21 protein-coding genes are annotated in these 21,183 nt (G+C 62.2%); 11 read left to right on the top strand and 10 right to left on the bottom strand.

The window, feature by feature from the left end; all coding sequences use genetic code 11:
- Window positions 1-32 precede the first annotated feature (32 nt).
- The 3 genes from cysS to LDB05_RS03245 all read right to left on the bottom strand — a co-directional run bounded on the left by cysS (window position 33) and on the right by LDB05_RS03245 (window position 2,932).
- Window positions 33-1,547, bottom strand: a complete 1,515-nt coding sequence (gene cysS, locus LDB05_RS03255; protein WP_226006500.1) for a cysteine--tRNA ligase — start codon at window positions 1,545-1,547, stop codon at window positions 33-35.
- A 145-nt stretch (window positions 1,548-1,692) separates the two neighbouring features.
- Window positions 1,693-2,286 carry a mechanosensitive ion channel domain-containing protein gene (locus LDB05_RS03250; protein WP_226006499.1) on the bottom strand — a complete coding sequence of 198 codons (594 nt, stop codon included), beginning with the start codon at window positions 2,284-2,286 and terminating at the stop codon, window positions 1,693-1,695.
- Window positions 2,287-2,434: 148 nt separating this feature from the next.
- Window positions 2,435-2,932: a DUF7523 family protein gene (locus tag LDB05_RS03245; protein ID WP_226006498.1), complete on the bottom strand. Its 498-nt coding sequence runs from the start codon at window positions 2,930-2,932 to the stop codon at window positions 2,435-2,437.
- A gap of 145 nt (window positions 2,933-3,077) precedes the next feature.
- On the opposite strand from LDB05_RS03245, the gene LDB05_RS03240 reads away from it, so the two are divergent.
- The 5 genes from LDB05_RS03240 to LDB05_RS03220 all read left to right on the top strand — a co-directional run bounded on the left by LDB05_RS03240 (window position 3,078) and on the right by LDB05_RS03220 (window position 7,464).
- Window positions 3,078-3,404 (top strand): NifU family protein, encoded by a 327-nt coding sequence (locus LDB05_RS03240; protein ID WP_226006497.1) that lies wholly within the window; start codon window positions 3,078-3,080, stop codon window positions 3,402-3,404.
- Between the two features lie 68 nt (window positions 3,405-3,472).
- Entirely contained in the window at window positions 3,473-3,733 is a 261-nt protein-coding gene (locus tag LDB05_RS03235; RefSeq protein WP_226006496.1) for a BolA family protein, read from the top strand.
- Between the two features lie 188 nt (window positions 3,734-3,921).
- On the top strand, window positions 3,922-4,383 hold the full coding sequence (locus LDB05_RS03230; protein WP_226006495.1) for a PH domain-containing protein: 462 nt from the start codon (window positions 3,922-3,924) through the stop codon (window positions 4,381-4,383).
- A 1-nt stretch (window position 4,384) separates the two neighbouring features.
- Window positions 4,385-6,028 carry a PH domain-containing protein gene (locus LDB05_RS03225; RefSeq protein ID WP_226006494.1) on the top strand — a complete coding sequence of 548 codons (1,644 nt, stop codon included), beginning with the start codon at window positions 4,385-4,387 and terminating at the stop codon, window positions 6,026-6,028.
- Window positions 6,029-6,048: 20 nt separating this feature from the next.
- A complete protein-coding gene (locus LDB05_RS03220; RefSeq protein ID WP_226006493.1) occupies window positions 6,049-7,464 on the top strand; it encodes a class II fumarate hydratase in 1,416 nt (471 codons plus the stop codon).
- Between the two features lie 288 nt (window positions 7,465-7,752).
- Here the strand turns inward: LDB05_RS03220 and LDB05_RS03215 are convergent, their stop codons facing one another.
- The 3 genes from LDB05_RS03215 to LDB05_RS03205 all read right to left on the bottom strand — a co-directional run bounded on the left by LDB05_RS03215 (window position 7,753) and on the right by LDB05_RS03205 (window position 11,520).
- A complete protein-coding gene (locus tag LDB05_RS03215) occupies window positions 7,753-9,612 on the bottom strand; it encodes a hypothetical protein (protein ID WP_226006492.1) in 1,860 nt (619 codons plus the stop codon).
- A 325-nt stretch (window positions 9,613-9,937) separates the two neighbouring features.
- Window positions 9,938-10,369: a universal stress protein gene (locus tag LDB05_RS03210; RefSeq protein WP_226007863.1), complete on the bottom strand. Its 432-nt coding sequence runs from the start codon at window positions 10,367-10,369 to the stop codon at window positions 9,938-9,940.
- 74 nt (window positions 10,370-10,443) lie between these two features.
- Entirely contained in the window at window positions 10,444-11,520 is a 1,077-nt protein-coding gene (locus LDB05_RS03205) for a hemolysin family protein (RefSeq protein WP_226006491.1), read from the bottom strand.
- A 300-nt stretch (window positions 11,521-11,820) separates the two neighbouring features.
- Here LDB05_RS03205 and LDB05_RS03200 point away from each other — a divergent pair, with 300 nt between their 5' ends.
- Window positions 11,821-12,054, top strand: coding sequence for an HVO_2901 family zinc finger protein (locus tag LDB05_RS03200; protein WP_226006490.1), 234 nt, complete (start codon window positions 11,821-11,823; stop codon window positions 12,052-12,054).
- Between the two features lie 186 nt (window positions 12,055-12,240).
- Here the strand turns inward: LDB05_RS03200 and LDB05_RS03195 are convergent, their stop codons facing one another.
- Both LDB05_RS03195 and LDB05_RS03190 read right to left on the bottom strand, forming a co-directional pair.
- Window positions 12,241-12,972, bottom strand: a complete 732-nt coding sequence (locus LDB05_RS03195) for a DICT sensory domain-containing protein (protein ID WP_226006489.1) — start codon at window positions 12,970-12,972, stop codon at window positions 12,241-12,243.
- 5 nt (window positions 12,973-12,977) lie between these two features.
- Window positions 12,978-13,340 (bottom strand): DUF7344 domain-containing protein, encoded by a 363-nt coding sequence (locus LDB05_RS03190; RefSeq protein ID WP_226006488.1) that lies wholly within the window; start codon window positions 13,338-13,340, stop codon window positions 12,978-12,980.
- A 295-nt stretch (window positions 13,341-13,635) separates the two neighbouring features.
- Between LDB05_RS03190 and LDB05_RS03185 the strand changes: the two genes are divergently transcribed.
- Window positions 13,636-14,124, top strand: a complete 489-nt coding sequence (locus tag LDB05_RS03185; RefSeq protein ID WP_226006487.1) for a PH domain-containing protein — start codon at window positions 13,636-13,638, stop codon at window positions 14,122-14,124.
- Window positions 14,121-15,710 (top strand): PH domain-containing protein, encoded by a 1,590-nt coding sequence (locus LDB05_RS03180; protein ID WP_226006486.1) that lies wholly within the window; start codon window positions 14,121-14,123, stop codon window positions 15,708-15,710. Before LDB05_RS03185 ends, LDB05_RS03180 begins: the two co-directional genes overlap by 4 nt.
- Before the next feature lie 115 nt (window positions 15,711-15,825).
- Here LDB05_RS03180 and LDB05_RS03175 read toward each other — a convergent pair whose 3' ends face one another.
- The gene (locus LDB05_RS03175; RefSeq protein ID WP_226007862.1) at window positions 15,826-16,692 is read right to left on the bottom strand and encodes an SDR family NAD(P)-dependent oxidoreductase; all 867 of its coding nucleotides are present in this window, start codon (window positions 16,690-16,692) and stop codon (window positions 15,826-15,828) included.
- A gap of 1,484 nt (window positions 16,693-18,176) precedes the next feature.
- Between LDB05_RS03175 and LDB05_RS03170 the strand changes: the two genes are divergently transcribed.
- The 3 genes from LDB05_RS03170 (at window position 18,177) to LDB05_RS03160 (ending at window position 20,413) form a co-directional block, all read left to right on the top strand.
- Window positions 18,177-18,572 carry a DUF5805 domain-containing protein gene (locus LDB05_RS03170; protein WP_226006485.1) on the top strand — a complete coding sequence of 132 codons (396 nt, stop codon included), beginning with the start codon at window positions 18,177-18,179 and terminating at the stop codon, window positions 18,570-18,572.
- On the top strand, window positions 18,562-19,617 hold the full coding sequence (locus tag LDB05_RS03165; RefSeq protein ID WP_226006484.1) for a tyrosine-type recombinase/integrase: 1,056 nt from the start codon (window positions 18,562-18,564) through the stop codon (window positions 19,615-19,617). Before LDB05_RS03170 ends, LDB05_RS03165 begins: the two co-directional genes overlap by 11 nt.
- A gap of 625 nt (window positions 19,618-20,242) precedes the next feature.
- On the top strand, window positions 20,243-20,413 hold the full coding sequence (locus LDB05_RS03160; RefSeq protein WP_226006483.1) for a hypothetical protein: 171 nt from the start codon (window positions 20,243-20,245) through the stop codon (window positions 20,411-20,413).
- A 603-nt stretch (window positions 20,414-21,016) separates the two neighbouring features.
- On the opposite strand, the gene LDB05_RS23370 is transcribed toward LDB05_RS03160, so the two are convergent.
- Window positions 21,017-21,145, bottom strand: coding sequence for a hypothetical protein (locus tag LDB05_RS23370; protein ID WP_284145786.1), 129 nt, complete (start codon window positions 21,143-21,145; stop codon window positions 21,017-21,019).
- Between the last annotated feature and the right edge of the window lie 38 nt (window positions 21,146-21,183).

The raw sequence follows: 21,183 nt of genomic DNA, 5'->3' as shown, positions 1-21,183 counted from the left end.
GATCCGTGAGAACTGCCCGATCGAACAGTCGATTACTCCCCCGACGGCAGTCGATACGTCGAGCCGTCGTCCGTATCCTGCACTTCGATCCCGAGCGCCTCGAGTTCGTCGCGCAACTCGTCGGCCCGCTCGTAGTTGCCTGCCTCGCGTTCCCGCTCGCGGACGTCGAGCACGAGGTCGACGACGTCGCCCGCGAGTTCCGCGGAGCCCGTCGTCTCGCCGGTAAAGGAGAGGCCGAGGATGCGACCCAGTTCCTCGAGGGTCTCGACGGCCTGCCGGAGGCCGCGGTAATCGTAGCCCGCACCTTCGTCACCGTCCCCGCTGCTCTCCTCGAGGTGCCGGTTGATCGCCGTCGACACGGAGAGGAGCGCGGACTGGGCCTCCCGCGTGTTGAAGTCGTCGTTCATCGCGGTCGCGAACGCTTCGCGCGCGCCGTCGACCTCGTCGCGGAGCGACTCGTCCGCGACCTTCGAACTCGCCGCCGGCGAGTCGAGGGCGTCGACGGCCGCCTCGTAGCCGCGCTCGAGTTGCTCCCATCGCTCCTGAGCTTCGGCAATCGTCTCGTCCGAGTAGAGCTGTTTGCTGTTGTAGGAGCCGGCGGTCAGGAACGTCCGCATGACGTTCGTCCCCCAGCGGTCGATCGCCTCGTCGACCGTGACGAAGTTGCCCAGACTCGAGGACATCTTCTCCTCGTCCATCTGGAACAGTTCGCAGTGGAGCCAGTAGTTCGCGAACTGCCGGTCCGTCGCGGCTTCCGACTGTGCGATCTCGTTTTCGTGGTGGGGGAAGACCAGATCGCGACCGCCGACGTGGACGTCCAGCGTCTCGTCGAGGTGGGTCATGCTCATCGCCGAGCACTCGATGTGCCAGCCCGGTCGGCCCTCGCTCCACGGCGACTCCCAGGTCAGTCCCTCGGGCGGGTCGCCGCCGTGGTCGACGCCCTCGTGGCGGTGCTCTTCGACCGCGTCGGGATCGACACCGCCGGCCTTCCAGAGCGCGAAATCCGCCGGATTGCGCTTTTCGGTGCGCTCGTCGGGGTCGCCCTGGGACTCGATCTCGTCGAGTTCCTGGTTCGAGAGCTTGCCGTACTCGTCGAAACTGCTCACGTCGAAGTAGACCGACCCGTTCGACTCGTAGGCGTAGCCCTTCTCGATCAGCGTCTCGACGAGGTCGATGATCTCGGGGACGTGTTCGGATACTCGCGGATAGACCTCCGCGCGCAGGAGGTTCAGCGAGCGCATGTCGTCGATCGTCCGCTGGATGTAGGTCTCCGCGACGTCGCCCTCGCTCTCGCCGAGGTCGTCCTCGCCGACGCGGGCGACGATCTTCTCGTTGACGTCGGTGAAGTTCTCGACGTGACGCACGTCGTACGAGAGGTGCTCGAGCCAGCGGTGCATGACGTCGACGTGGACCCACGACCGCGCGTGGCCCAGGTGTGGCGGATCCGAGACCGTCAGGCCACAGTAGTAGAGGAGAACGTTCTCGGGATCCTGTGGCTCGAACGGCTCTTTTTCGCCCGTCAACGTGTTCGTCACGTGCAGGGTCATTACCGGCACTTCCCCCGGCCGAAAGTTAAACAGTGTGATGCCACCCGAACGCGGCGCGTTTTCGAGCCGGACCGATACCGACGAGTTCGGCGGCCGCATTCGTCGGCTTCTCTCGAGGGTCGGCGGGACCGTCACAGCCGGTCGGCTATTCGGCGGGTGCTTCGACCCGCGATTCGCTCGCGGCGCTCGATTCGTTCGTCCACTTCTTCTCGACGTCGCGGTTCGCGAGGACGACCAGAGTCCCGTCGTCGGCCCGGATTCGCGTCTTCCGGAGGTCGATCTGCGTGACCGTTCCGGTCACCGAGGCCGTGTTGACGGTGTCGCCGACCTCGAAGTCCGGATCGCGGAGCAGGTAGATACCGGCGACCGTATCGGCGATCATTTCCTTGAGCGCGAACGCCACGCCCAACCCGATGAACCCGCCGGCGGTCCCCAAACTGGCCGCCACGTCACCCAGCCCGACGATCTTCAGGAAGGCGAGCGCAGCGCCGAACCAGAGGAACACGCCCACGATCGTCACGGAGAGATCCACGATGAGCCGCTGCTCGTCGGGATGCATTCGCTCGAGGACGGACCGAGTGACCCACAGTGCGATCTTGATCAGGAGGTAGGCGACCACCAGGAAGAGAACGCCCGAGATTACTTTGGGCAGCGCGGTGATCGTGTCGGCGATCAGTTCGGAGAGGATCGCTCTGGGAACCGGCTCGTCCGTCGGTTCCGAGACGGCCTGAATCAGCATACAGTACCGTTGGCCATGAGTCACAAATCAGTTGTGCTCGGCTGACTGTCGTACTGAGCTGCTTTCCAGCAAATTAGACTGATACGATCTCAATCATTCATCACAGGAGTCGAACTGGGCTCGGACCAATGGCAACCTAATGTCTCACCTACCGAACGCGCACTCGCTCGAGCGCGTCCTCGACCGCGCGAAGCGCGTTCGCACCCGCGAGTCGATCGACCACGAGCACCATCGTTTCGTCGGCAACGCCTGCCGCCTCGGGCGAAATCTCTTCGGTCGAAAGGCGTGCGAGCACGTCGGTGAGCGCACCCGTATCGACGTCGCCCGTCGCGACGATAGCCGTGCGTTCGCCACCGCAGGGGCCAAATGCCGCGCCGCCGACGGTGACGAGCGCGTCCGTGTCCCCGTCGGTATCCTCGAGCGGCCCGATTCCGCTTTCCATCCGGACCCGGACCTCGCGGGCGTCCGTCTCGTACGTCGGCAGTTCGTCGGCGTACCGGCGCAGTGCCGTCGCGATCGCGTCGGGTTCGCCGTCGACCTCAAGAAAGCGGGCGGCGGCGCTGTAGTTGACGATATCTGCCCGGAGGGCGGTCAGCAGAAACGGGTGGCGTTCGACCGCGCGGCGCGTCTCGGCTGCCAGTGACATATCCCACCCGGCGTCTCGAGTCGATATAAAATCGCGCTATTTCGGCCGCGGTGGTTCACAGGTATCCGATCGGCGGGAGTTTCGGACTCAAGCCGAGAACCGGTTCGCCCGACAGTATATACCGCTTCAGTCCCTCGTCTCTCACATGAGCGAGTCCGAAACGGAGCAGTCCCCCGAGGACGCCATCCGCGAAGACGTGTCGCTGTTCCTCCGACGGAACTTCCCGCAGATCGAAAGCCACGGCGGCGAGTTCGCGATCACCGAGGTCGATCTCGAGGAGCGTCGCGTCTCGATCAATCTCACCGGTGCCTGTAGCGGTTGTGGGGTCAGTCCGATGACGACGCAGGCGATCCAGCGGCGACTCCCGTCCGATATCGACGCCGTCGATCACGTCTCCGTCACCACCGGATTCGACGGGCTGGGCGACGGCAACTCGTCAGGAAAAGACGTCCCCTCCGACGTGCCGTTCTGAGAGAGCGGTACTCCCTCTCACTGGCCGGGACCGCGGCGTTTTTGCCTCGAGCGGTGCACGTTCTTTCTATGCAACCAGCAGCCGTCGAGGAACTCATCGAATCGAACCTCGCAGACGCCGACGCGACGGTCACGTACGCACGCGACGAACACGACGAGGACCACCTCGCCGCGACCGTCGTCTCGCCGGTCTTCGAGGACCTGCCGCTCGTCCAGCAACATCAAGAAGTGTACGACGCGCTCGGCGACCACATGACGACCGATATCCACGCCCTCGAGCTGTCGACGTACACGCCCGCTGAGTACGAGGACCTCGAGGCGAACCAGTAGCGGGGTTACGACACCCTGCCCTCTTTATCAGGACGACCGTCCTCCTCGCAGCAGTGGTGGGAAAACTGACTCTCGTGTTTCCTTTCAGTGCGGGAGTTTCGCCTCCCGTGTCGATCCGTCGACCGCCTCGAGGACGTCTACACGTTCGGAACCGTGGTTTTATTTATTAGTATTGACACGATACGGGTATGGAGTCGCTACATCCCCGCATTCGGTTGCTCTGGATCGCTCGCGGTGCCCTCGCGGCGGTCGTCCTCGCCGTCGCCCTCGCTGCCGTCGACCAGTGGCTCGTTACCGTGCCGGGAGTCGCCGTCGTGGCCGCATCCGTACTCGCACTGCTCCTCGGAATCGTCTACGCCGTCCGCCTCTACCGGGTCTGGCGGTTCGAACTGCAGGACGACGCCCTCTACCTCGAGCGAGGTGTCGTCACGTTCGTCGAGACTGCTGTCCCGTTCGTTCGGGTCCAGCACGTCGACACCCAGTTCGGTCCCGTCGAGCGGCTGCTCGGCCTCTCGAGCGTCGTGGTCTACACGGCCGGCACCCGGAACGCGGACGTTCGGATCCCGGGATTGACGCCGGAACGCGCCCGACGGCTGCAGGAGACGCTTCGCGGATTGGCCGTCGAAAGCGAAGCTGACGACGCCGTCTAACATGAACCGACTCCATCCACTCAGCGCGGTGTCGATGGCCCTCCAGCGCGGCGTCACCGGATTCTCGATGCCGTTTTTCCTCGTCATGATCCTCTCGAGTATCTTCGAGTTCGTGGACGTCGGCTGGATCTTCGTGCTGGCACCGATCGGACTCGTCGCCGGCGTCGCCTACGGCATCGCGTACTACTATCGGTTCACCTACGCCGTCACCGCGGACACGTTCGACGTCACCTCGGGCGTGTTCTCCCGGCGCTCGCGCGAGATTCCGTATCGGCGCATTCAGAACGTAGACGTCGCGCAGGGCGTCTTCCAGCGCGTGCTCGGACTCGCCGTCGTCTCGATCGAAACCGCCGGCGGCGGCGACACCGAGGCGTCGCTCCAGTTCGTCAGCGAGGCGGACGCGACGCGATTACAGCGCGATATCCGCCGTCGAACTGCCGAGGTAAGAGAGCCCCGGCGCGACCCGGACGAGACCGGTAGCGAATCGGAATCCACCGATACCGCCGTCAATACCGACGACTCGAGCGCCGGCACACCGGATACTCGATCGCGTTCGGAACCCGGATCGACGCCGTCCGCGGAACGAGCGCCCGCTGACCGACCCCGTCGACGGCAGTTGTTCGCCCTCGAGCCGCGAGAATTGCTCCTGTACTCGCTGTCCTCGTTCCGACCCGCGGCCGGCGCGGGGCTTCTGTTCCTCTTCTTCCTCGCGAACGATGCGATCCTCGAGTACCTCATTGCCGTTGCCCGGCCGTTCGGTGGGCCGGCGGATCTCCAGAGCGGCTCGGTCGGGAGTTACGGGATCCTGACGCTGGTGTCGCTCGTCAACGGGGTCATCGTCACGTACGTCCTGAACGTCGGTTACACGTTCGTGGCGTACTACGACTTCCGGCTGGGGCGGGCCGGCGAGGACTTCGTCTACGAACGAGGGCTCGCCCAGCGCTACAGCGGGTCGATCCCCGCCGACAAGATTCAGGCGGTATCGATCACCGACAACCCGGTCCAGCGGCTGCTCGGCTACGCCGGCCTCTGGGTCGAGACCGCCGGCTACGGACCCGATAGTAGCAGCGGGAGCCAGTCGGCCGTTCCCCTTGCCGACGCGTCCCGAGTCAGACAGTTCGCTGCGAACCTCACCGGCCTCGAGTCGGCGGCGTTCCGGAGCCCGCCGACGCTGGCCCGTCGACGATACCTCGTCCGGTACGCCCTGATAGCAACCGTCATCGTCGCCGCCGCGTTCGGGCTCGCGGCGGTCACCGCGCTCGAGCGGTGGTATCTCACCGCGATCGTCTTCGCCGCAGTGCCGCCCGCGGCGCACCTGAAGTACGTTCATCTGGGGTACGTCGTAGGCGACGACCACCTCGTCGTCCGAAGCGGGTTCTGGAAACGGCGGACGACGGTCGTTCCGTACTACCGGATCCAGACGATCTCGACCCGCCGATCGGTCTTCCAGCGTCGGCTCGGGCTGGCGTCGCTGGTCGTCGATACCGCCAGCTCGCGGACCTTCGCCTGGGGGACGCCGACGATCTACGATATCGACCTCGAGACGGCCCGCGGTATACAGGACACCGGCCGGGACCGGCTCCAGTCTGCGCTGCGCGAGCGCGCTCGCGCGGACGATATCGGCCTTTCGGTGGATTTTACCTGACTGGAGCCGAGGCTCCGCGTATGGCAGACGGAGACGACTACCGAATCGAGGAGGACAGCCTCGGCGAGATGCAGGTGCCAGCGGACGCGTATTGGGGCGCACAGACCCAACGTGCCATTCAGAACTTCCCCATCTCGGGGATCACGTTCAGCCGTCGGTTCGTCCGCGGACTGGGCGTCGTCAAGAAGGCCGCCGCACAGGCCAACCGCGACCTCGGCCTGGTCGACGACGACGTCGCCGAGGCGATCATCGAGGCCGCCGACGAGGTCATCGCCGGCGAACACGACGACCAGTTCCCGGTCGACGTCTTCCAGACCGGCTCCGGGACGTCCTCGAACATGAACGCCAACGAGGTCATCGCCAACCGTGCCGCCGAAATCATGGGCAGCGAGATCGGCGACCGCGTCGTCCACCCCAACGACCACGTCAACTACGGCCAGTCGTCCAACGACGTCATCCCGACCGCGATGCACGTCGCCTCCCTCGAGGCCGTCGAGAAGGACGTCATCCCGGCGCTCGATACCCTCCGCGAGGCCCTCGAGGAGAAAGAGGAGGAGTTCGACGACGTCGTCAAGACCGGTCGCACGCACCTGCAGGACGCGACGCCGGTCACGCTCGGACAGGAGTTTTCGGGCTACCGGACCCAGGTCGAGAAGGGGCTGGCCCGCGTCGATCAGGTACGGGACCACCTCGGCGAACTGGCACTCGGCGGTACCGCGACCGGAACCGGTCTCAACACCCACGAGGAGTTCCCCGGCCGCGCGGCCGAGTACATCACGAAGGAGACCGGCGTCCAGTTCCGCGAGGCCGACAACCACTTCGAGGCCCAGGCCGCCCACGACGCGATGAGCGAGGCCCACGGCGCGCTCCGGACCGTCGCCGGCTCGCTGAACAAGATCGCGAACGACCTCCGACTGCTCGCTTCCGGCCCGCGTAACGGACTCGGAGAGATCGAACAGCCCGAGAACCAGCCCGGCTCCTCGATCATGCCCGGGAAGATCAACCCGGTCGTCGCCGAGGCCGTCAATCAGGTCCACAAGCAGGTCGTCGGCAACGACGCCGCGGTCTCCGCCGGCGCTGCGGAGGGCCAGATCGACCTCAACCTCTACAAGCCCGTGCTGGCACACAACTTCCTCGAGTCGGCCGAACTCATCTCGAACGCGAGCCAGGTCTTCGGCGAGCGGTTCGTTCGTAAACTCGAGGCCAACGAGAGGTACTGCGAGGACCGCGTCGAACAGTCGATGGCGATGGCAACCTCGCTGAACGTCCACATCGGCTACGACAAGGCCAGCGAGGTCGCCAAGACCGCGCTCAAGGAGGACAAGACCGTTCGCGAGGTCGTCCTCGAGAAGGGCTATCTCACCGAGGAGGAGGCCGACGAGGTGCTCGATCCCCGGAAGATGACCGAGCGCGGTATTCTCGGACAGGACGACTGAACCGCCGACGACTACCGTACCAGTAGTTCGATAAATTCAGCGATTCCATAACCAGTGCTTTCGAGGGGCGATCACCCGAGATGAGAGTAGAACGGTAACTGTTAGCCAACGCTCACCCTCGTGCTGAGAGTCACTCAACGAACGGAACCACTCGAGGACTGATCGCCACTGGATCGTTCGCCACTGCAGTTGGGTTCCGACAGTGGTGCCGTACATCGGTCGGGCCGACTACTGTACTCGTATCTACTCTACTTCGATGTCGATAAAGATGAAGCGTCGAGAGTCGGATTAGTTCTCGTACCCGTTGAGCTGGAACTCTGCCTGCGCGACGTAGCCGGTGACGCCCGCCGGGTGGGGCACCTCGTCCATCGAGGCCTCCATGATGAGCCAGAAGATGACCCGCTGGTCCTGGATGCTTTCGTCGTCGACGTACTGGGCGGGATGGTAGAACTCGCTTTCGACCTCCCTGTCCATCGTCCGGGTCACCTGGTCCTGCGCGGGACCGATTTCGTCGGAGTTGGGCCGGACGACGACGACCTCGAGGTTGCGGTTCAGCGGCACGTCGATTTGCTCGCTCCCGTCGGGGTTGGAGAACCGGACCTTCTGGCCGGGTTCGCCGACGAGGTAGAATTCGTTCTCGGGGGTGACCCACTCCTCTCCGTCGAAGACTTGCGTCCGGACGCCGCCGTCGGTCGTTCCGGGCGTTGGCTCCAGGGCCGTGAGATGGAGGTACTGCTGGACGACGGTCTCCTCGCCCTCCCAGTCCTCGGGGACGCCGTAGTTACGCAGCGCCTCGACCACGTAGCCTGGCCCGTGACGGCGCCAGATGGGGACGATGCGCCCGTCCTCGAAGAACTCGTAGGAGATGTTGTAGTTGTACGGCCCGAACTGCGCCCCGGTGTGGAAGTCGACGCTCCCGCGGCCCTGTGCCCCCGTGTGGTAGTGGGTCCGGAACTGGAAGCCCGAAGGATGCCCGCGGCGTGCGGGGTAGTCTATCTTCGCCAACTGGCCGGGTCCGCCGAAGGGGATGCTGTGGATGTCCCAGAAGATGTGGTGGCCGTTGATGACCGGCTCGTTGTCCGGGAAGTACCACTCTCGGGTGTTGCGGCCCTCGCGCGGCGGGAGCCCGTAGGCCGTCGGTGTCGCCATCGCGTTCATCGTGCTGAACACGGGCTTGCCGTTGTACTCGCCCCAGAAGGTCACGCCCTGCGTCTCGGGCGGTTCCCACCTGATGTCCCAGTTGTCCTGCTGGAACTGCTGTTCAGGCAGGGTTTCGAACCGATGGAATCCGTTGTTGGCGGTCTTCATCGGCCGTTTCTCCACGGGCACGTTCGGAACCTGCCCGAGGACCGACTCGTCGTTCGTGGCGGTTTCCCGCGCCATCTGCTGGACCGGATACCGGATGAAGTCGTCGACGATGTACGCCGTCAGGAACTCGGGGTTGCCCTCTTCGCGCACGTCGATGAACCCGGAGACGACGCTGACGTTCTCCTCGTCGACGGCGTAGAGGATGACCACCGAAATCTCGTAGTGCGCGAGGCCGCGGCCGCTCGTGATGCTTTCGGCCACTTTTATCATCGGCCAGTAGTCCTTGCCTTGCAGGTACTGCTGTATCTCTTGCTGGTCCAGCAAGAGCTGAACCCGACGTGTCTGCTCCTGCTCGTACTCCTCGGTCCACTGGACGTCGGTGGGCTCCTCGATCTGCAGCGCGACGATCTCGTTCCGTCGCCGGTCGATCAGCCCGTAGATCGTCTGCCGGTCGACCGCCGTGACGTCGAACGTCCCCGATTCGAGGCTCCCGTCGACGGTGTAATCCGTCGGCCCCTGGATGCTGATCGCGTCGAGGTGGTTCGTCAGCGCCTCGTAACTGATGAAGTGGGCGATCCAGTCGCTCGCGACCCGGTTGACCTCCGGGTCACGCAACAGCGTCTGAACCGCCTCCTTGCGGCGGTGGACGTTGATTATCTCGTAGTTCTCCTCGTGGAAGTCTCGCGGACCGACCCGTTCGGCCAGGTCGATGCGCTGTTGTGCGTCCGGTAGCTCCGGTTGCTCGTCCGTGGTGACGACCTCGCCGCCTTGACCGTTCTCCTGCGCTCCGACGATGCTTGCTTGCAACCCGAGTACAGTGGCCGCTCCGGTCGCTTTCATGAACCCACGCCGATACCATTCCTCCCCATAGTGCATGCCATTGTATGACATGGTGAGCTCTACCCCCCTCTGAATCTTAATGACACAGTACACATGAAAGAATAAATATACAATTTCTGGGTAATCACGTCAGGGGGCGATTATCGTAGTCTTTGATACCACCGCGACATTGTTACTGTCGCGATTAGAAAGAGATGATTCGTTGTATTCACCTAATCGGCGTCCGAGGAGTGTAGGATACTACTACTCTAGTTCAACGAATTTTACTTCCCATCGCCGGTGAGTGACTCCTCGGATAGCGATCCGATAAGCAGTTGGGACACGGTTAGGCCCGTGCGATCAGCACAGAAGTATCGACCGTGCGCACGACGCGATCAGTCGTGCTCCCGAGGAGGCGTTCTTTCATCCCCGATCGACCGCTCGCGCCCATGACGACGAGATCGATCTCGTGGTCGGCGCTGTACGCTGCGATCACCTCGTGGGGATCGCCCTCCCGAGTGACTTGGTCGTACGCGATGCCCGTTTCCTCGGCCCGGCTCGCTGCATCGTCGAGGGCCGACTCGGCTTCGTCCTCGAGCGTCTCGGTGAGCTGTGGCGCGATGGACCCGGACGCGCTCGCCGACATCTCCGTCCCCACGTCCACGACGTGGAGGAAGTGAACCGTCGCCGCCTCCCCGTCCGCGATCGCGACGGCCTGCTCGACCGCCGCCGTACTCGAGTCGCTCCCGTCGGTCGGCACGAGGATATCGTCGTACACGGCCATTGCATTCACCGCCACACGAAAAAATCAGACGCACGCAGCAGCCTGCCGGTGTGACCGTCCGCGACCGATCACCGATCGACCGGATCGAGCTCTGCTTGATCGAGGGGATCCTCGATATCACCCATCACCGCCTCGAGCAGGTCGGTCACGGTGACGAGCCCGACGGCCTCGCCGTCTTCGATCACCAGCGCGAGCTCCTGACTCTCCGTCTGGAACTGATCGACTGCGTCGCTGACGTCCGTATCCGGCGAGAGCGTCATCGGCGGGGCCGCGAGCTCCTCGAAGTCGATGGACCCGTCGGCCAGCTCCTGCCGATGCCGGACGAACACCGGCGTGTAGACGATCCCGCGGAAATCGGTCAACTCCTCGCCGACCAGCGGATACCGGGTCTGTGGCCGTTCCTCCATCTTTCGGAAGTTCTCCTCGGGGTCGGCCGTCGTCGACAGCGCGACGATCTCCTCGGGAGACACCATCAGATCCCGGATCGACTGATCGCCGATATTGAACGCGTTCAACACCTCTTCACGGCGCTCCTCCGGGAGGTCGCCCTCCTCGAGGACCGACCCGAGTCGGTTCCGGAGGTCCGCTCGCGATTCGATGACGTCCTCCTCGGTCTCGAGCCACGCGCCGGTCATCTCGATCCCGAAGAGTTTGAGCGTCAGTTTCGCAATGCCGTCCCCGAGCGTGATGATCGGCGAGATGATCCAGTAGAACCAGTACAGCGGCGTCGCGCCGTACCGACAGACCAGCCGCGACCGCTCGACGCCGAGATACGTCGGCGTCTGTTCCCCGTGGGTCAGGTGGACGAGGTTGATGATCAGGAAGGCGAGGATCGCTCCGCTCCCGATCGTGGCCAAAACGGTGTTTTCGAACAGCGGCTCGAAGATGGCCGCGAGCGCCGGCTCGGCGACGATCCCGACGGCGATGCTCGAGGCCGTAATTCCCACCTGGCACGTCGTGAGATACAGTTCGAGGTCGTCGGTCATCTCCCAGGCCCGCTCCAATTTGGGATTCCCGTCGACGAACTCGTCCTCGGTAAACTGTCGAGCACGGGTCAACGCGAACTCGATGGCGACGAAGAAGGCGTTCGCCAGGATGAGCAACACCCCTGCGAACAACCGCCCGCCGATTACGAATGAGTTCATCACGACAACGTTGGAGCGCCAGACACAAATTCGGCGCGGATTTTGACCGAATGAAATCTGCCGATCGACGGACGGAGTGACACGATATCGACACCTTCGCGAAGGGTCCCGACGGGAGAAACTGGGGTCGGTCGAACTACCAGCTACCGGAATACTCGGTGACGAGTAAACACGGATTCGGGTCGTTCTTTATTCCCGATCGGTCAACAGTAAATCGGGTCAGCGACGGCGAATCAGCGCGTTATGGGGCGTAATAAAAGAACCCAAGCAGTTTTTGCGGATGCTCGCGTCTGGCGAAATATGCACACCTGTCGTAACTGCAACCAGTCGTTCCAGACCGAACTCGCCCTCGAGTTACACCGAGATACGTGTAAAAAGGGACAGCTCTTCTGCCAGGTATGCGGGGAGCGGTTCCGAGAGGGAACTGCGACTCAGGACGGCTGGCACTACGAATGCCCGAGCGAGGACTGTGACGGAAACGGACTGAAAGACGACCTGTATCGCGTCGAGGACGTTCGGACCGCGACGCAGTAGCCCTCGAGACGCTTTCTTCGTACCGAGTGCCCCACAGCGCGCCGACGAAATGACCAGCGATACCCGAAACTCGAGTCGTCCGGGACGACTGATCGGTTATACTTGCCACTGAACGTCACTGCACACCGAATCGCACGAGTACATTGTGAGTAGTGTGTGATCCGTATCAGTAGCTACTATTGTGTACTACGAGAGGGCGTACCTCGTCTCGAGGTGTGCGATCAGGTCGCCGACGATCGTCGGATCGAACGTCCAGAACCCGTAGTACTGTCCGTTGCCTCGTTCTTCGGCGATCAGCGCACAGTTTTGGGAACCGCTCTCGCCGTCGTCATAGATCAGGAACCAGAACGCGCCGAGTTCGCCGTTAGAGTCCGCAACGACCCTCACGTCATCAGCGAGGGGGACGTTACAGTCTCCCTCTAGAAACACCGTGACGGCGACCGACTTGCGAGTTACGAGTCGATCGTAGAGGTCGGTCTGTGCCCGGAGCGCGTCCGGCCGCTGGAACCCCGCGTACAACCGCCCGGTGCCGACTCGCCACGCCCGCTCCTCGATTTCGCGCGACGTCGCGAGCATCTGTCGGCGATTGTACGACGAGAACAGCGTGTTCTCGAGGAAGCTGAACAGTTCCGCCTGATCGTACTCGGTGTCGGCGAGTTCCCACGGCGGATGGATCTCGGGCGACAGGACGGCCTCGAACTGGTCGAGTCCCAGCGCACCCCGGAACTCACCGTCGCTGTCCCGGATGAGTACGAACCCCGTTTCGTCGATCGATCCCAGTTGCCGGTGAGTCACGTCGACGTTTCGGGTGTCGAACTGCCGTCGGAGCTCGCTAATAACGGACTCCTCGTCGGTGTGTACCTCGAGGGTTTTCCGCCGTTGGCCGACGGTCTCGAGGATGTCTCGAAGCGAGTGCATGCCAGTCAGTCGTTGACTCCCAGAGCGGCGACGACCGCGTCGGGGATCCGCGTCTCGGTGACGGTGTTCGTCTCGCTATCGAACTCGATGAAGTCCAGATCGGCGAGTCGCGGGAGGATATCGTGGTGCAACCGGATCAGAATCCGGTTCCGATCGGACGGCGTCGCGATCGTTTCGTCGGCACTGGCAGCCGCGGCGGTGAGGGCATCGGCGAGTTCGTCGAGCGTCGCTGTGGGGTGATCGTGGAGATAAACCACCGCGTTCCGCGCGTGGACGTTCGCGAGGAGGCGAATCACCTCGTCGACCGGAACCGAATCGGACGCTGTCTGGAGGGCAAACAACTCGAGAGTATCGTTATCGTTGCCCATCAAACAGGATGTACGCTAACTGTTCACATATATCTGTGCATTGCCGACTGACACGCGGTCTCCGACCCAGCCCGGAATCGCCGATACCAGTCCGTAGAGTGCTTCTATCTGGAAGCTGGGTATTCGGACGACGAGTTCGTCCGCCGCCGTCGACGCCGCCGGCGGCACCGACTCGATTCGGGTTCTCCGGGTCTCGGACACCCTCGAAGTCCACAGGCGTGGGGATCTCCATTCAGGCTGTGAGAACCGCCGCCGCTTTCCCACCATTTAATCGGATCGTCCCCTCACGGTACGTATGGAACGGCTCACTCCGCGAGTGCGAGTCGTCTGGCTCGGCCTCGCGCTCGCTCGAGCCGCGATTTTCGGCGGGATCATCGTCGGCGCGGCGATCGGACTCACGCGCACGGATTTCTGGGAATCGGCGCCCGACGTCCTCGTCCCGGCCGCCGTGTCGATCGCCGTCGGTCTCGCGTTCTTGCGCGTCTTCGTGGCCTGGCGACGCTACGGGGTCTGGCGATTCGAACTCCGGGACGACGATCTGTACATCGAGCGCGGCGTCTTCACGCGCGTCAAGACCGTCGTCCCCTACGTCCGGGTCCAGCACGTCGACTCCCGGCGGTCGCCGCTCGAGCGAACGACCGGGCTCGCGACCGTCGTGATCTACACGGCCGGCTCCCGGAGCTCGGACGTGTCGATCCCAGGACTGACACCGACCCGTGCGGAGGACTTACAGGAGTCGCTTCGGGAACTCGCGATCGAAAGCGCGGGTGAAGACGCCGTATGAAAACGCTCCATCCCGCATCGGTCGCGGTCAGATCCCTCTCGCGAAGCCTCAATACCGGTTTTCTGTTCTTCGTCGTCGGTATCGTCGCCTCACCCGGCGGGAACGGGACCGACCTGCTGTCCGTGTTCGGACTGGTCGCGATCGGGATCGTCGTCGGCATCGTCTACGAGTTCGCCTACTACCGGCGTTTCCGGTACGAACTCACCGGCGACACGTTCGACGTCACCTCCGGCGTGCTCGCGCGCAGGGACCGCGAACTGCCCCTCGGACGGGTCCAGAACGTCGACATCAGGCAGAACGTCGTCGGTCGCGTGCTCGGTATCGCCGCCGTCCACATCGAAACCGCCGGCGGCGGCCAGACCGAAGTCAGCCTGCAGTACGTGGCCGAAGCAGAGGCTCACCGGCTCAGGCGACAGCTTCGACGCGGCGGGAGCGCTACCGGGGCCGAATCGGCCGACGAACGCGCTCGCGACGCCGACGACGAGGACGAGTTCGAGCCGACGACCGACGAGGACGTCCTGTTCGAGATCCAGCCGCACGAACTTGCGATCCTAAGTGTCTTCACGATCGACCCGGGGGCGAGTCTGCTGGGAGGGATCGCTCTCTCCTTCGCCAGCGGACTCGATCCGACGGCACTCGTCCCCACGGATCGCTTCACGTGGCTTCCCGGGCCGGAGTCGGGGCTGTTCACGCTCATCTGGGGCATCCTGCTCTTCCTGCTCGCCGCCTGGCTCATCAGCGCCGCCCTCACGTTTACCAGATACTACGGCTTCCGGCTCACCCGCGTCGACGACGAACTCTACTACGAGCGCGGCCTCCTCCAGCGCTACAGCGGGACGATTCCCCTCGAGAAGGTCCAGACGCTGACGATTTCGGAATCGATCCCGTTCCGGTGGTTCGGCTACGCGGCACTGAGCGTCGAAACGGCCGGCTACGCGCCGGGACAGTCCGATTCCCGCGGGACGGAATCCGCGATCCCCCTCGCCGATGCCGACCGCGTCAGGGAACTCGCGCGGGCGATCGAACCGTTCGGGCCGATCGACCTCGAGTCCCCGCCGCGACGTGCACGCGAACGGTACGCCGTCCGGTACCTGCTGGTCGTCGCTGGTGTGGTCGGCATCGCATACGCACTGGCCCGATATACCTCGCTCGTCCACCGATGGTACGTCCTCGCGGTCCTTGCAGTCCTCGTCCCCTTGGCTGCCCACCTGAAGTGGTCGAGCCGGGGCTACCGGATCGACGGCCGGTACTTCCTCACCCGCACCGGATTCTGGCGGCGGACGACGAAAGTCGTCCCCTATTATCGAGTTCAGGCCGTCATCCATTCGGCCACGATCTTCCAGCGTCGGCGGCGACTCGCCAGCGTGACGGCCGACACCGCCAGCTCCGCGACGCTTCTCGGCCGAGCCGCGACCGCGTACGACGTGGATTCGGACCGCGGCCTCGAGATGCAGGCCGACATCGAAGAGCGGTTACAGGACCGGCTTCGAGCGCGGCAACGCCAGCGGACGGTCGATCGGTGGGTTCGGGACTCGAGCGACGCGACGGACGACAATTCCACAGCTGAAAACGACGATATGTCGTAAGCTACCTGCGAGTGCAGTGCTGGTCGACGGAGATGGGGAGCTACTGGGTTCCGTAGTAGAAACCCCTCGGAGTGATCGACGAACCGACGAAGATCCGTGACGCACGCTGCGAGGCTCAGTAGGTCAGGCTCATCCCGCCCTCGTGAGTCATGTCGCCGCCGTTGAGGTGCTTGCTGTGGTTCGAACAGCCCATCACGAACAGGTTCGCGACCTCGTAGGGCTCCATCATCTCCTTGACCCGCGTGTGCTCTAGCATCACGTTTTCTACGACCTCGTCGACGGTCATGTCGCGACGATCCGCCGTATCGGGAAGCTGTTTCGCGACGAGCGCCGTCTTCACGTAGGCCGTGCTGACGGTAAATGCTCGCACCTTCCCATCACCCTCGGCGGCGATCGACTGCGTCAGCCCGCGGAGCCCGAACTTCGTCGTGTTGTACGCGACCTTGTCCTGCGTCACGATGTGGCCGTGGACCGAGCACATGTTCCCGACGACGCCCCTGCCGTCTTCATTGTCGCGGAAATGTGGCAAGCAGTGTTTCGCGAGTACCATCGGGGCACGCTGCATGACGTCGTGCATCAGATCGTACTTCTCGAGCGGGAACGACTCGATGGGTGCGACGGTCTGAATCCCGGCGATGTTCACCAGATATCGGACGTTGCCCTGCTCGGCGGCTTCGTCGACGATCCGTTCGAGCGCCGGGTCGTTAGTAAGGTCGGCGACCACGGTAACGAGCTCTCCTGGCAGGGACAGCTCCTCGGCCTGCGTCCTCGTTTCGGCGAGTCCGTCCTCGTCGTGGTCCGTCGCGAGGACGGTCAGTCCGTTCGCCGCGAACGCCAGCGCGGTCGCCTGCCCGATACCCGAGCCGGCACCGGTCACGATCGCGACGTTCTCCGTGGTGTAGTTGGGATCCTCGAGCACCAGCAGATCGTCGCGCGTGAGTTCCGACGGTCCGTACTTCTCCATCGCTTCCTCGACAGTCATATCGGCCATAGCGGTGTGGATGGTCACCAACGGGGAATAACTACCGACGAGGAGATCACGTGGCTCTCCAGAGATGGGATATTCGAGGAAAGATTGAAACCCGTTTCAGAACAGAGCCATCAGTTCGAACCGCGTGGCCGTCTATTCAATTTGCTTAGCCTCGGCGCTGGGGGCGTCTCCTTGTCGCTCTCGAGATCGCCTCGAGCCGGGGCAATTCGGCCGTTTGGGCGGCCCAGTTTGAAACGGAAAACCGTGGGCGAAGCCAACGCGATGTAGTAGCGGTTGGCACCAATATCGATATAGCAATATATGATTTATTAGATCGCTTTCGGACGCCGCGTCAGTTCATTCACCCGAATTTCGACCAACGAGCGACACGACGGGTAGGATAGCACGATGCGGTCGATCCTCTTGAACCCGCTCAATGGCTCTCTGAGTGGGTTCTCTCTGTCGATGTATGATCTTCTGACGAATTAGTATAAGGCGAAGAGCACGTCGAATAGGGGTGCGTATGGGGCCCGTAACTCGGACCTGCCGAGTACCTCGAAATCGTCAGACCGGGGTGGCCGTCGGAACGGTTCCACTCTCCTACCGCTTGCAGGCAGGTCCGTTCTCCGTCATTCGCCACTAGCAGCGATCGGCACCGAGTCGTGCGACCGACCGGTAGAAGAGAGCTGTCTCGTTCCAGTGACATCCCAGCGTCGACACTTGGAGAAGACCGATCCTGCGGTTCGAGTCAGGTAACGACAGTGTGCCGACGAGCGTGCTTGTCCCGAAACGTGGGTCCGAATCACTGTCGGAGAGGTCGTGACACAGGCGTCGTTGAGTGCTGACCATCGGACCGAATCGCGTCACAGCTGTAGTCTCGGTTCGTTTCGCTTCAGCGCCGATCTCTGAGCGCAGGGACTGGCGATCCGAACCGGAGCGTGTTTCATTCCGAAAAGCGACGGCTACTGACTCGATCGAGGCCGAAATCGCTCCCCAGCGGGGATGAGCCAACGATTCGCGTGTCAAACGTGGCGAACTCAGATCCGTAGCCGACAGACATTCAAAGCATCGCGATGGCAATTCTGGAGGGCACTTGCTGCACACGGAGCGATATCCGTCTCGATCGAACGCGATCCGCAGTGAGTGGTGGCTACCGCTTTCCGCTCCAGCGGTTCCGGTCTTCTCGGCTCGCGTAGGGAAGCCCAATCCGGGCCACGATGCGGAGTTCAAATCGTCTCCGTGATCGACCGGAATCGACGACCCGACGCTCCGAGTGAGGGAGGAAATCGAACGGCTCGATCGAATCGTCGATAATAATATCCCAAATTGTATCACTAGAAGCCGAAGATACGCATCCGAGACTGTGTCACCGTATATGGCTATTATCCCCATTTCTGATCCTAGTACTCTGGCAATAGGGGTTCTGTAATATGAGATAAACTCACTTAGCTCGAATAATGGGTAGATTGAATATCATCGCGTCTGATGGATGGCGTATGAGCGATTCGGCGGACACATCTAGAACAGCTGTCAAAACGTACGTGCCTGCCTACCAGAAATCCGAGTGGGAGTCCCACGCCGCCGAGCTCGACATGAGCCAGAGCGAGTTCGTCCGAACGATGGTGCAGGCGGGGCGACGGGGGTTCGAATCCGGCTCTGCGGAACCCGATTCTACCGGCCCAGACCCCGGGGGTAGCGACCTCGAAACACAGGTCCTCAATTTACTCTCAACTGACACGTACTCGTGGGACGAGCTCCTCGAGGCAGTCTCCCAGGATATCGAGTCACAGTTAGACGAGACACTCGAGGAGCTCCAGTCGACCAACCGGATTCGATACAGCGGTCGCCACGGCGGGTACACGACTGTCGACGGTGGTGGCGATGGCGACTGAACCCGGGACCGACGCCCCCGAGGACGTGACGGATCCGATCTCGTACTTCCTCGACGACCAGCGGTATCACGGCAAGAGCGAACGGACGCTCGAGGCCTACGAGCGCGTGCTCCGACGGTTCGAGGCGTTCCTCCGCGAGCGATTCGATATCGATGCGGTCGGAGCGGCCCAGCGCCGGGAGTGTATGGCCTGGATCCACTCGCTGCGCGGGGCGTTCGAATCCAGCACGATCGCCACCTACGCCTCTTATCTCAACCGGTTCTACGACTACATGACTCGGGTCGGCGTCTTCGACGACAATCCGATGGCCCTCGTCATGGAGGAGATGTCCGAATCGATCGACACGAACCCCACCCGACGAGATATCTCGGTCGACGAAATGCGATCGTTCGTCGAGGCGATCGCACACCCCCTCGAGCGGGCCGTCGTCGTCACCCTGTTGAAGACCGGAATGCGCGTCGGTGAACTCTGTAACCTCGATCTCCGGGATCTTTACCTCGAGATACCGGAACTCGACCTCGAGTGGACGCCCCGGGTCGGGCTCGAGCGGCGTCCGTCGTCCGTTTTCATCTCCTCGGAACCGGCCCGTGGCACGGGTATCAACGGCGAAGAACGGACGGCATCGAACAAGCGAAAGCGGGACACGGTGGTTCCGGTGGACGGCGAGCTTCGTCGCGCACTACTCGAGTGGCTGGCGATCCGTCCGGACGCCGTCTCGTCGGCGCGGCCGCTCTTTCTCGATACTCGCGATTCGTGGGGCGAGCGGCTCACTCCCTCGGACGTTCGCTATATCGTCGAGAAACACGCTCGAGAGCGCGGTTGGTACCGGACCGGCGGCGGAACGCAAGAGAACGTCACGCCACACTATTTCCGACACTTCTTCACCACCCACCTCCGGGATCGAACTGGCGATCGGGGTATCGTCCAGTACCTCCGGGGCGACGTCGCCGGCGACGTGATCGATACCTACACCCACAACTGGGGGGATCGGGTCCGCGAGACCTACCTCGGGTGTATCTATACCGTAACTGGACAACGAAAATAAGCGACAAGACTGTTTCTGGCCGCGATTCCGCTGCTGGCGTCCCTCTATCGAATCGTTCCGGCAGGAACAATTCATATTGTTTACGCAATTACGACAACTGAACTCGATTGTGGCGTCCGAGGAGCGACTTGTAAATCACATATGGCTATACGAATGTGGTCGTCAGGGTGGTTGCTACGAGATTGGATATAGAAGGGCTAGGATGCGGAATATCACGAGAATCAGTGAGCAGATACTGTTTCAGATTGCCTTTCGAGTACTACTTTTGTCGTAATGAAACCTATCTCGACGGTTTCACGAGATTGCCAGCAGTGGTATCACTCGGAGACGAGAGCCACATGGTCACAGTCCGAGATCACTTTTTGATGTTGTTTCGGTCGGAGTGGACGCCAACCACTCAATTTATGGCGTGCGAGGGATGTCAGGTACCACCAGCATAGACAAAATTCCGAAACAAAAATGTCATTCCGAAACATATTTACAGTATCACATATATTAATTATTTGTGGTGGGAATGGGAAGCTACATTGGGCCGTTAGTCCGTGATTTGTCACAGTATCATTTTCAAAACAGCGCTGTCCGACGGGAGACAACGAACCCGTCGAGAGAGACCGTCTAGGTAGGAATGACGGTCCACATCAAACTTTACGGAGAGAAAGGGGACCGATTCACAGAGATTAAAGACGAGCTGACAGACCAGCTCGGGTACGAGCCGAGCAATCCCGAAGTTATCGGAATACTCATGGCTCAATTCAACACCGGTGATGGAGTGATAGAAAGCTTTACTGAAAAGTGAATTGACTCGGGGTTCAGATGTCTCGATAAACTTCGGGCGTACCGGTGGCTTAGTCACTCGTCAAACAGCGAGAAAATCTCGGTCCTCCGGACCGGACGTGAATCGCGGAAAACTGGGTGTCGGCACTACCGAAATCATACGATAAAGCCTCCAAACCGTAGTATCACAGCAAGACTAATTTGTACACAGGTTCCGCCAGCCTCCGGTGGCTGAGACTGAAGAGCCCACAGTAGCCCCTGCAGGACAATGTATACCTGATCGTACGACAGCCGTGCGACCAGTGTGTGAATAATTGCAATGACGACTAAAATCGATCCACTCACGTCTGCGCCGTTCCGCGAGCCCGACAACAATAGATAACAGAACCAGCAGATCGACCGTGTGGTTCGACCACCGAGGTGAGAGCGACGTCGAGAAACCGCGGAACAATGAGTTGTCGGCGGATTGGGGCACCCATGACAGAGCCAGGGGATGCTCCTGAGCGAGGGTCGAAATCCACGCCACCGTCGTCGGACGACGCCCGACTATCTGAGGCACCGTCGGTTCTTCTCCGATTACGGCGCGGAGGGTCTCACTCTGATGTGAACGTGGATGAGCTGACGGCTAGTTCTCTTTCACCTCGTTAATCCCGGATCTGAAGTGTTGTTTGAGCTTCTTTTGCGTTTTCCGCAGTCGTCGATACGCCATGACCAGAATCAGTCCGGCGGCGATCAGGAGGATGATTGTGTCCATTGTTACTCTGTGCACGAGGCAGTTACCGCACGATTTTC

Origin of the sequence: Natrinema salinisoli, assembly GCF_020405205.1 — an archaeon.
Lineage (GTDB): Archaea > Halobacteriota > Halobacteria > Halobacteriales > Natrialbaceae > Natrinema > Natrinema salinisoli.
The sequence above is the reverse complement of the archived record's forward strand: the minus strand, read 5'-3'. Positions and strand labels throughout refer to the sequence as shown.

What these genes read in the sequence shown, in the direction of transcription:
- LDB05_RS23370 (WP_284145786.1), bottom strand. Translation starts at nt 21,145, where the DNA reads ATGGACACAATCATCCTCCTGATCGCCGCCGGACTGATTCTGGTCATG.
- LDB05_RS03180 (WP_226006486.1), top strand. Translation starts at nt 14,121, where the DNA reads ATGAAAACGCTCCATCCCGCATCGGTCGCGGTCAGATCCCTCTCGCGA.
- LDB05_RS03230 (WP_226006495.1), top strand. Translation starts at nt 3,922, where the DNA reads ATGGAGTCGCTACATCCCCGCATTCGGTTGCTCTGGATCGCTCGCGGT.
- LDB05_RS03190 (WP_226006488.1), bottom strand. Translation starts at nt 13,340, where the DNA reads ATGGGCAACGATAACGATACTCTCGAGTTGTTTGCCCTCCAGACAGCG.
- LDB05_RS03235 (WP_226006496.1), top strand. Translation starts at nt 3,473, where the DNA reads ATGCAACCAGCAGCCGTCGAGGAACTCATCGAATCGAACCTCGCAGAC.
- LDB05_RS03200 (WP_226006490.1), top strand. Translation starts at nt 11,821, where the DNA reads ATGCACACCTGTCGTAACTGCAACCAGTCGTTCCAGACCGAACTCGCC.
- LDB05_RS03185 (WP_226006487.1), top strand. Translation starts at nt 13,636, where the DNA reads ATGGAACGGCTCACTCCGCGAGTGCGAGTCGTCTGGCTCGGCCTCGCG.
- LDB05_RS03165 (WP_226006484.1), top strand. Translation starts at nt 18,562, where the DNA reads ATGGCGACTGAACCCGGGACCGACGCCCCCGAGGACGTGACGGATCCG.
- LDB05_RS03215 (WP_226006492.1), bottom strand. Translation starts at nt 9,612, where the DNA reads ATGAAAGCGACCGGAGCGGCCACTGTACTCGGGTTGCAAGCAAGCATC.
- LDB05_RS03240 (WP_226006497.1), top strand. Translation starts at nt 3,078, where the DNA reads ATGAGCGAGTCCGAAACGGAGCAGTCCCCCGAGGACGCCATCCGCGAA.
- LDB05_RS03205 (WP_226006491.1), bottom strand. Translation starts at nt 11,520, where the DNA reads ATGAACTCATTCGTAATCGGCGGGCGGTTGTTCGCAGGGGTGTTGCTC.
- LDB05_RS03195 (WP_226006489.1), bottom strand. Translation starts at nt 12,972, where the DNA reads ATGCACTCGCTTCGAGACATCCTCGAGACCGTCGGCCAACGGCGGAAA.
- LDB05_RS03220 (WP_226006493.1), top strand. Translation starts at nt 6,049, where the DNA reads ATGGCAGACGGAGACGACTACCGAATCGAGGAGGACAGCCTCGGCGAG.
- LDB05_RS03250 (WP_226006499.1), bottom strand. Translation starts at nt 2,286, where the DNA reads ATGCTGATTCAGGCCGTCTCGGAACCGACGGACGAGCCGGTTCCCAGA.
- LDB05_RS03175 (WP_226007862.1), bottom strand. Translation starts at nt 16,692, where the DNA reads ATGACTGTCGAGGAAGCGATGGAGAAGTACGGACCGTCGGAACTCACG.
- LDB05_RS03160 (WP_226006483.1), top strand. Translation starts at nt 20,243, where the DNA reads ATGACGGTCCACATCAAACTTTACGGAGAGAAAGGGGACCGATTCACA.
- cysS (WP_226006500.1), bottom strand. Translation starts at nt 1,547, where the DNA reads ATGACCCTGCACGTGACGAACACGTTGACGGGCGAAAAAGAGCCGTTC.
- LDB05_RS03225 (WP_226006494.1), top strand. Translation starts at nt 4,385, where the DNA reads ATGAACCGACTCCATCCACTCAGCGCGGTGTCGATGGCCCTCCAGCGC.
- LDB05_RS03170 (WP_226006485.1), top strand. Translation starts at nt 18,177, where the DNA reads ATGAGCGATTCGGCGGACACATCTAGAACAGCTGTCAAAACGTACGTG.
- LDB05_RS03245 (WP_226006498.1), bottom strand. Translation starts at nt 2,932, where the DNA reads ATGTCACTGGCAGCCGAGACGCGCCGCGCGGTCGAACGCCACCCGTTT.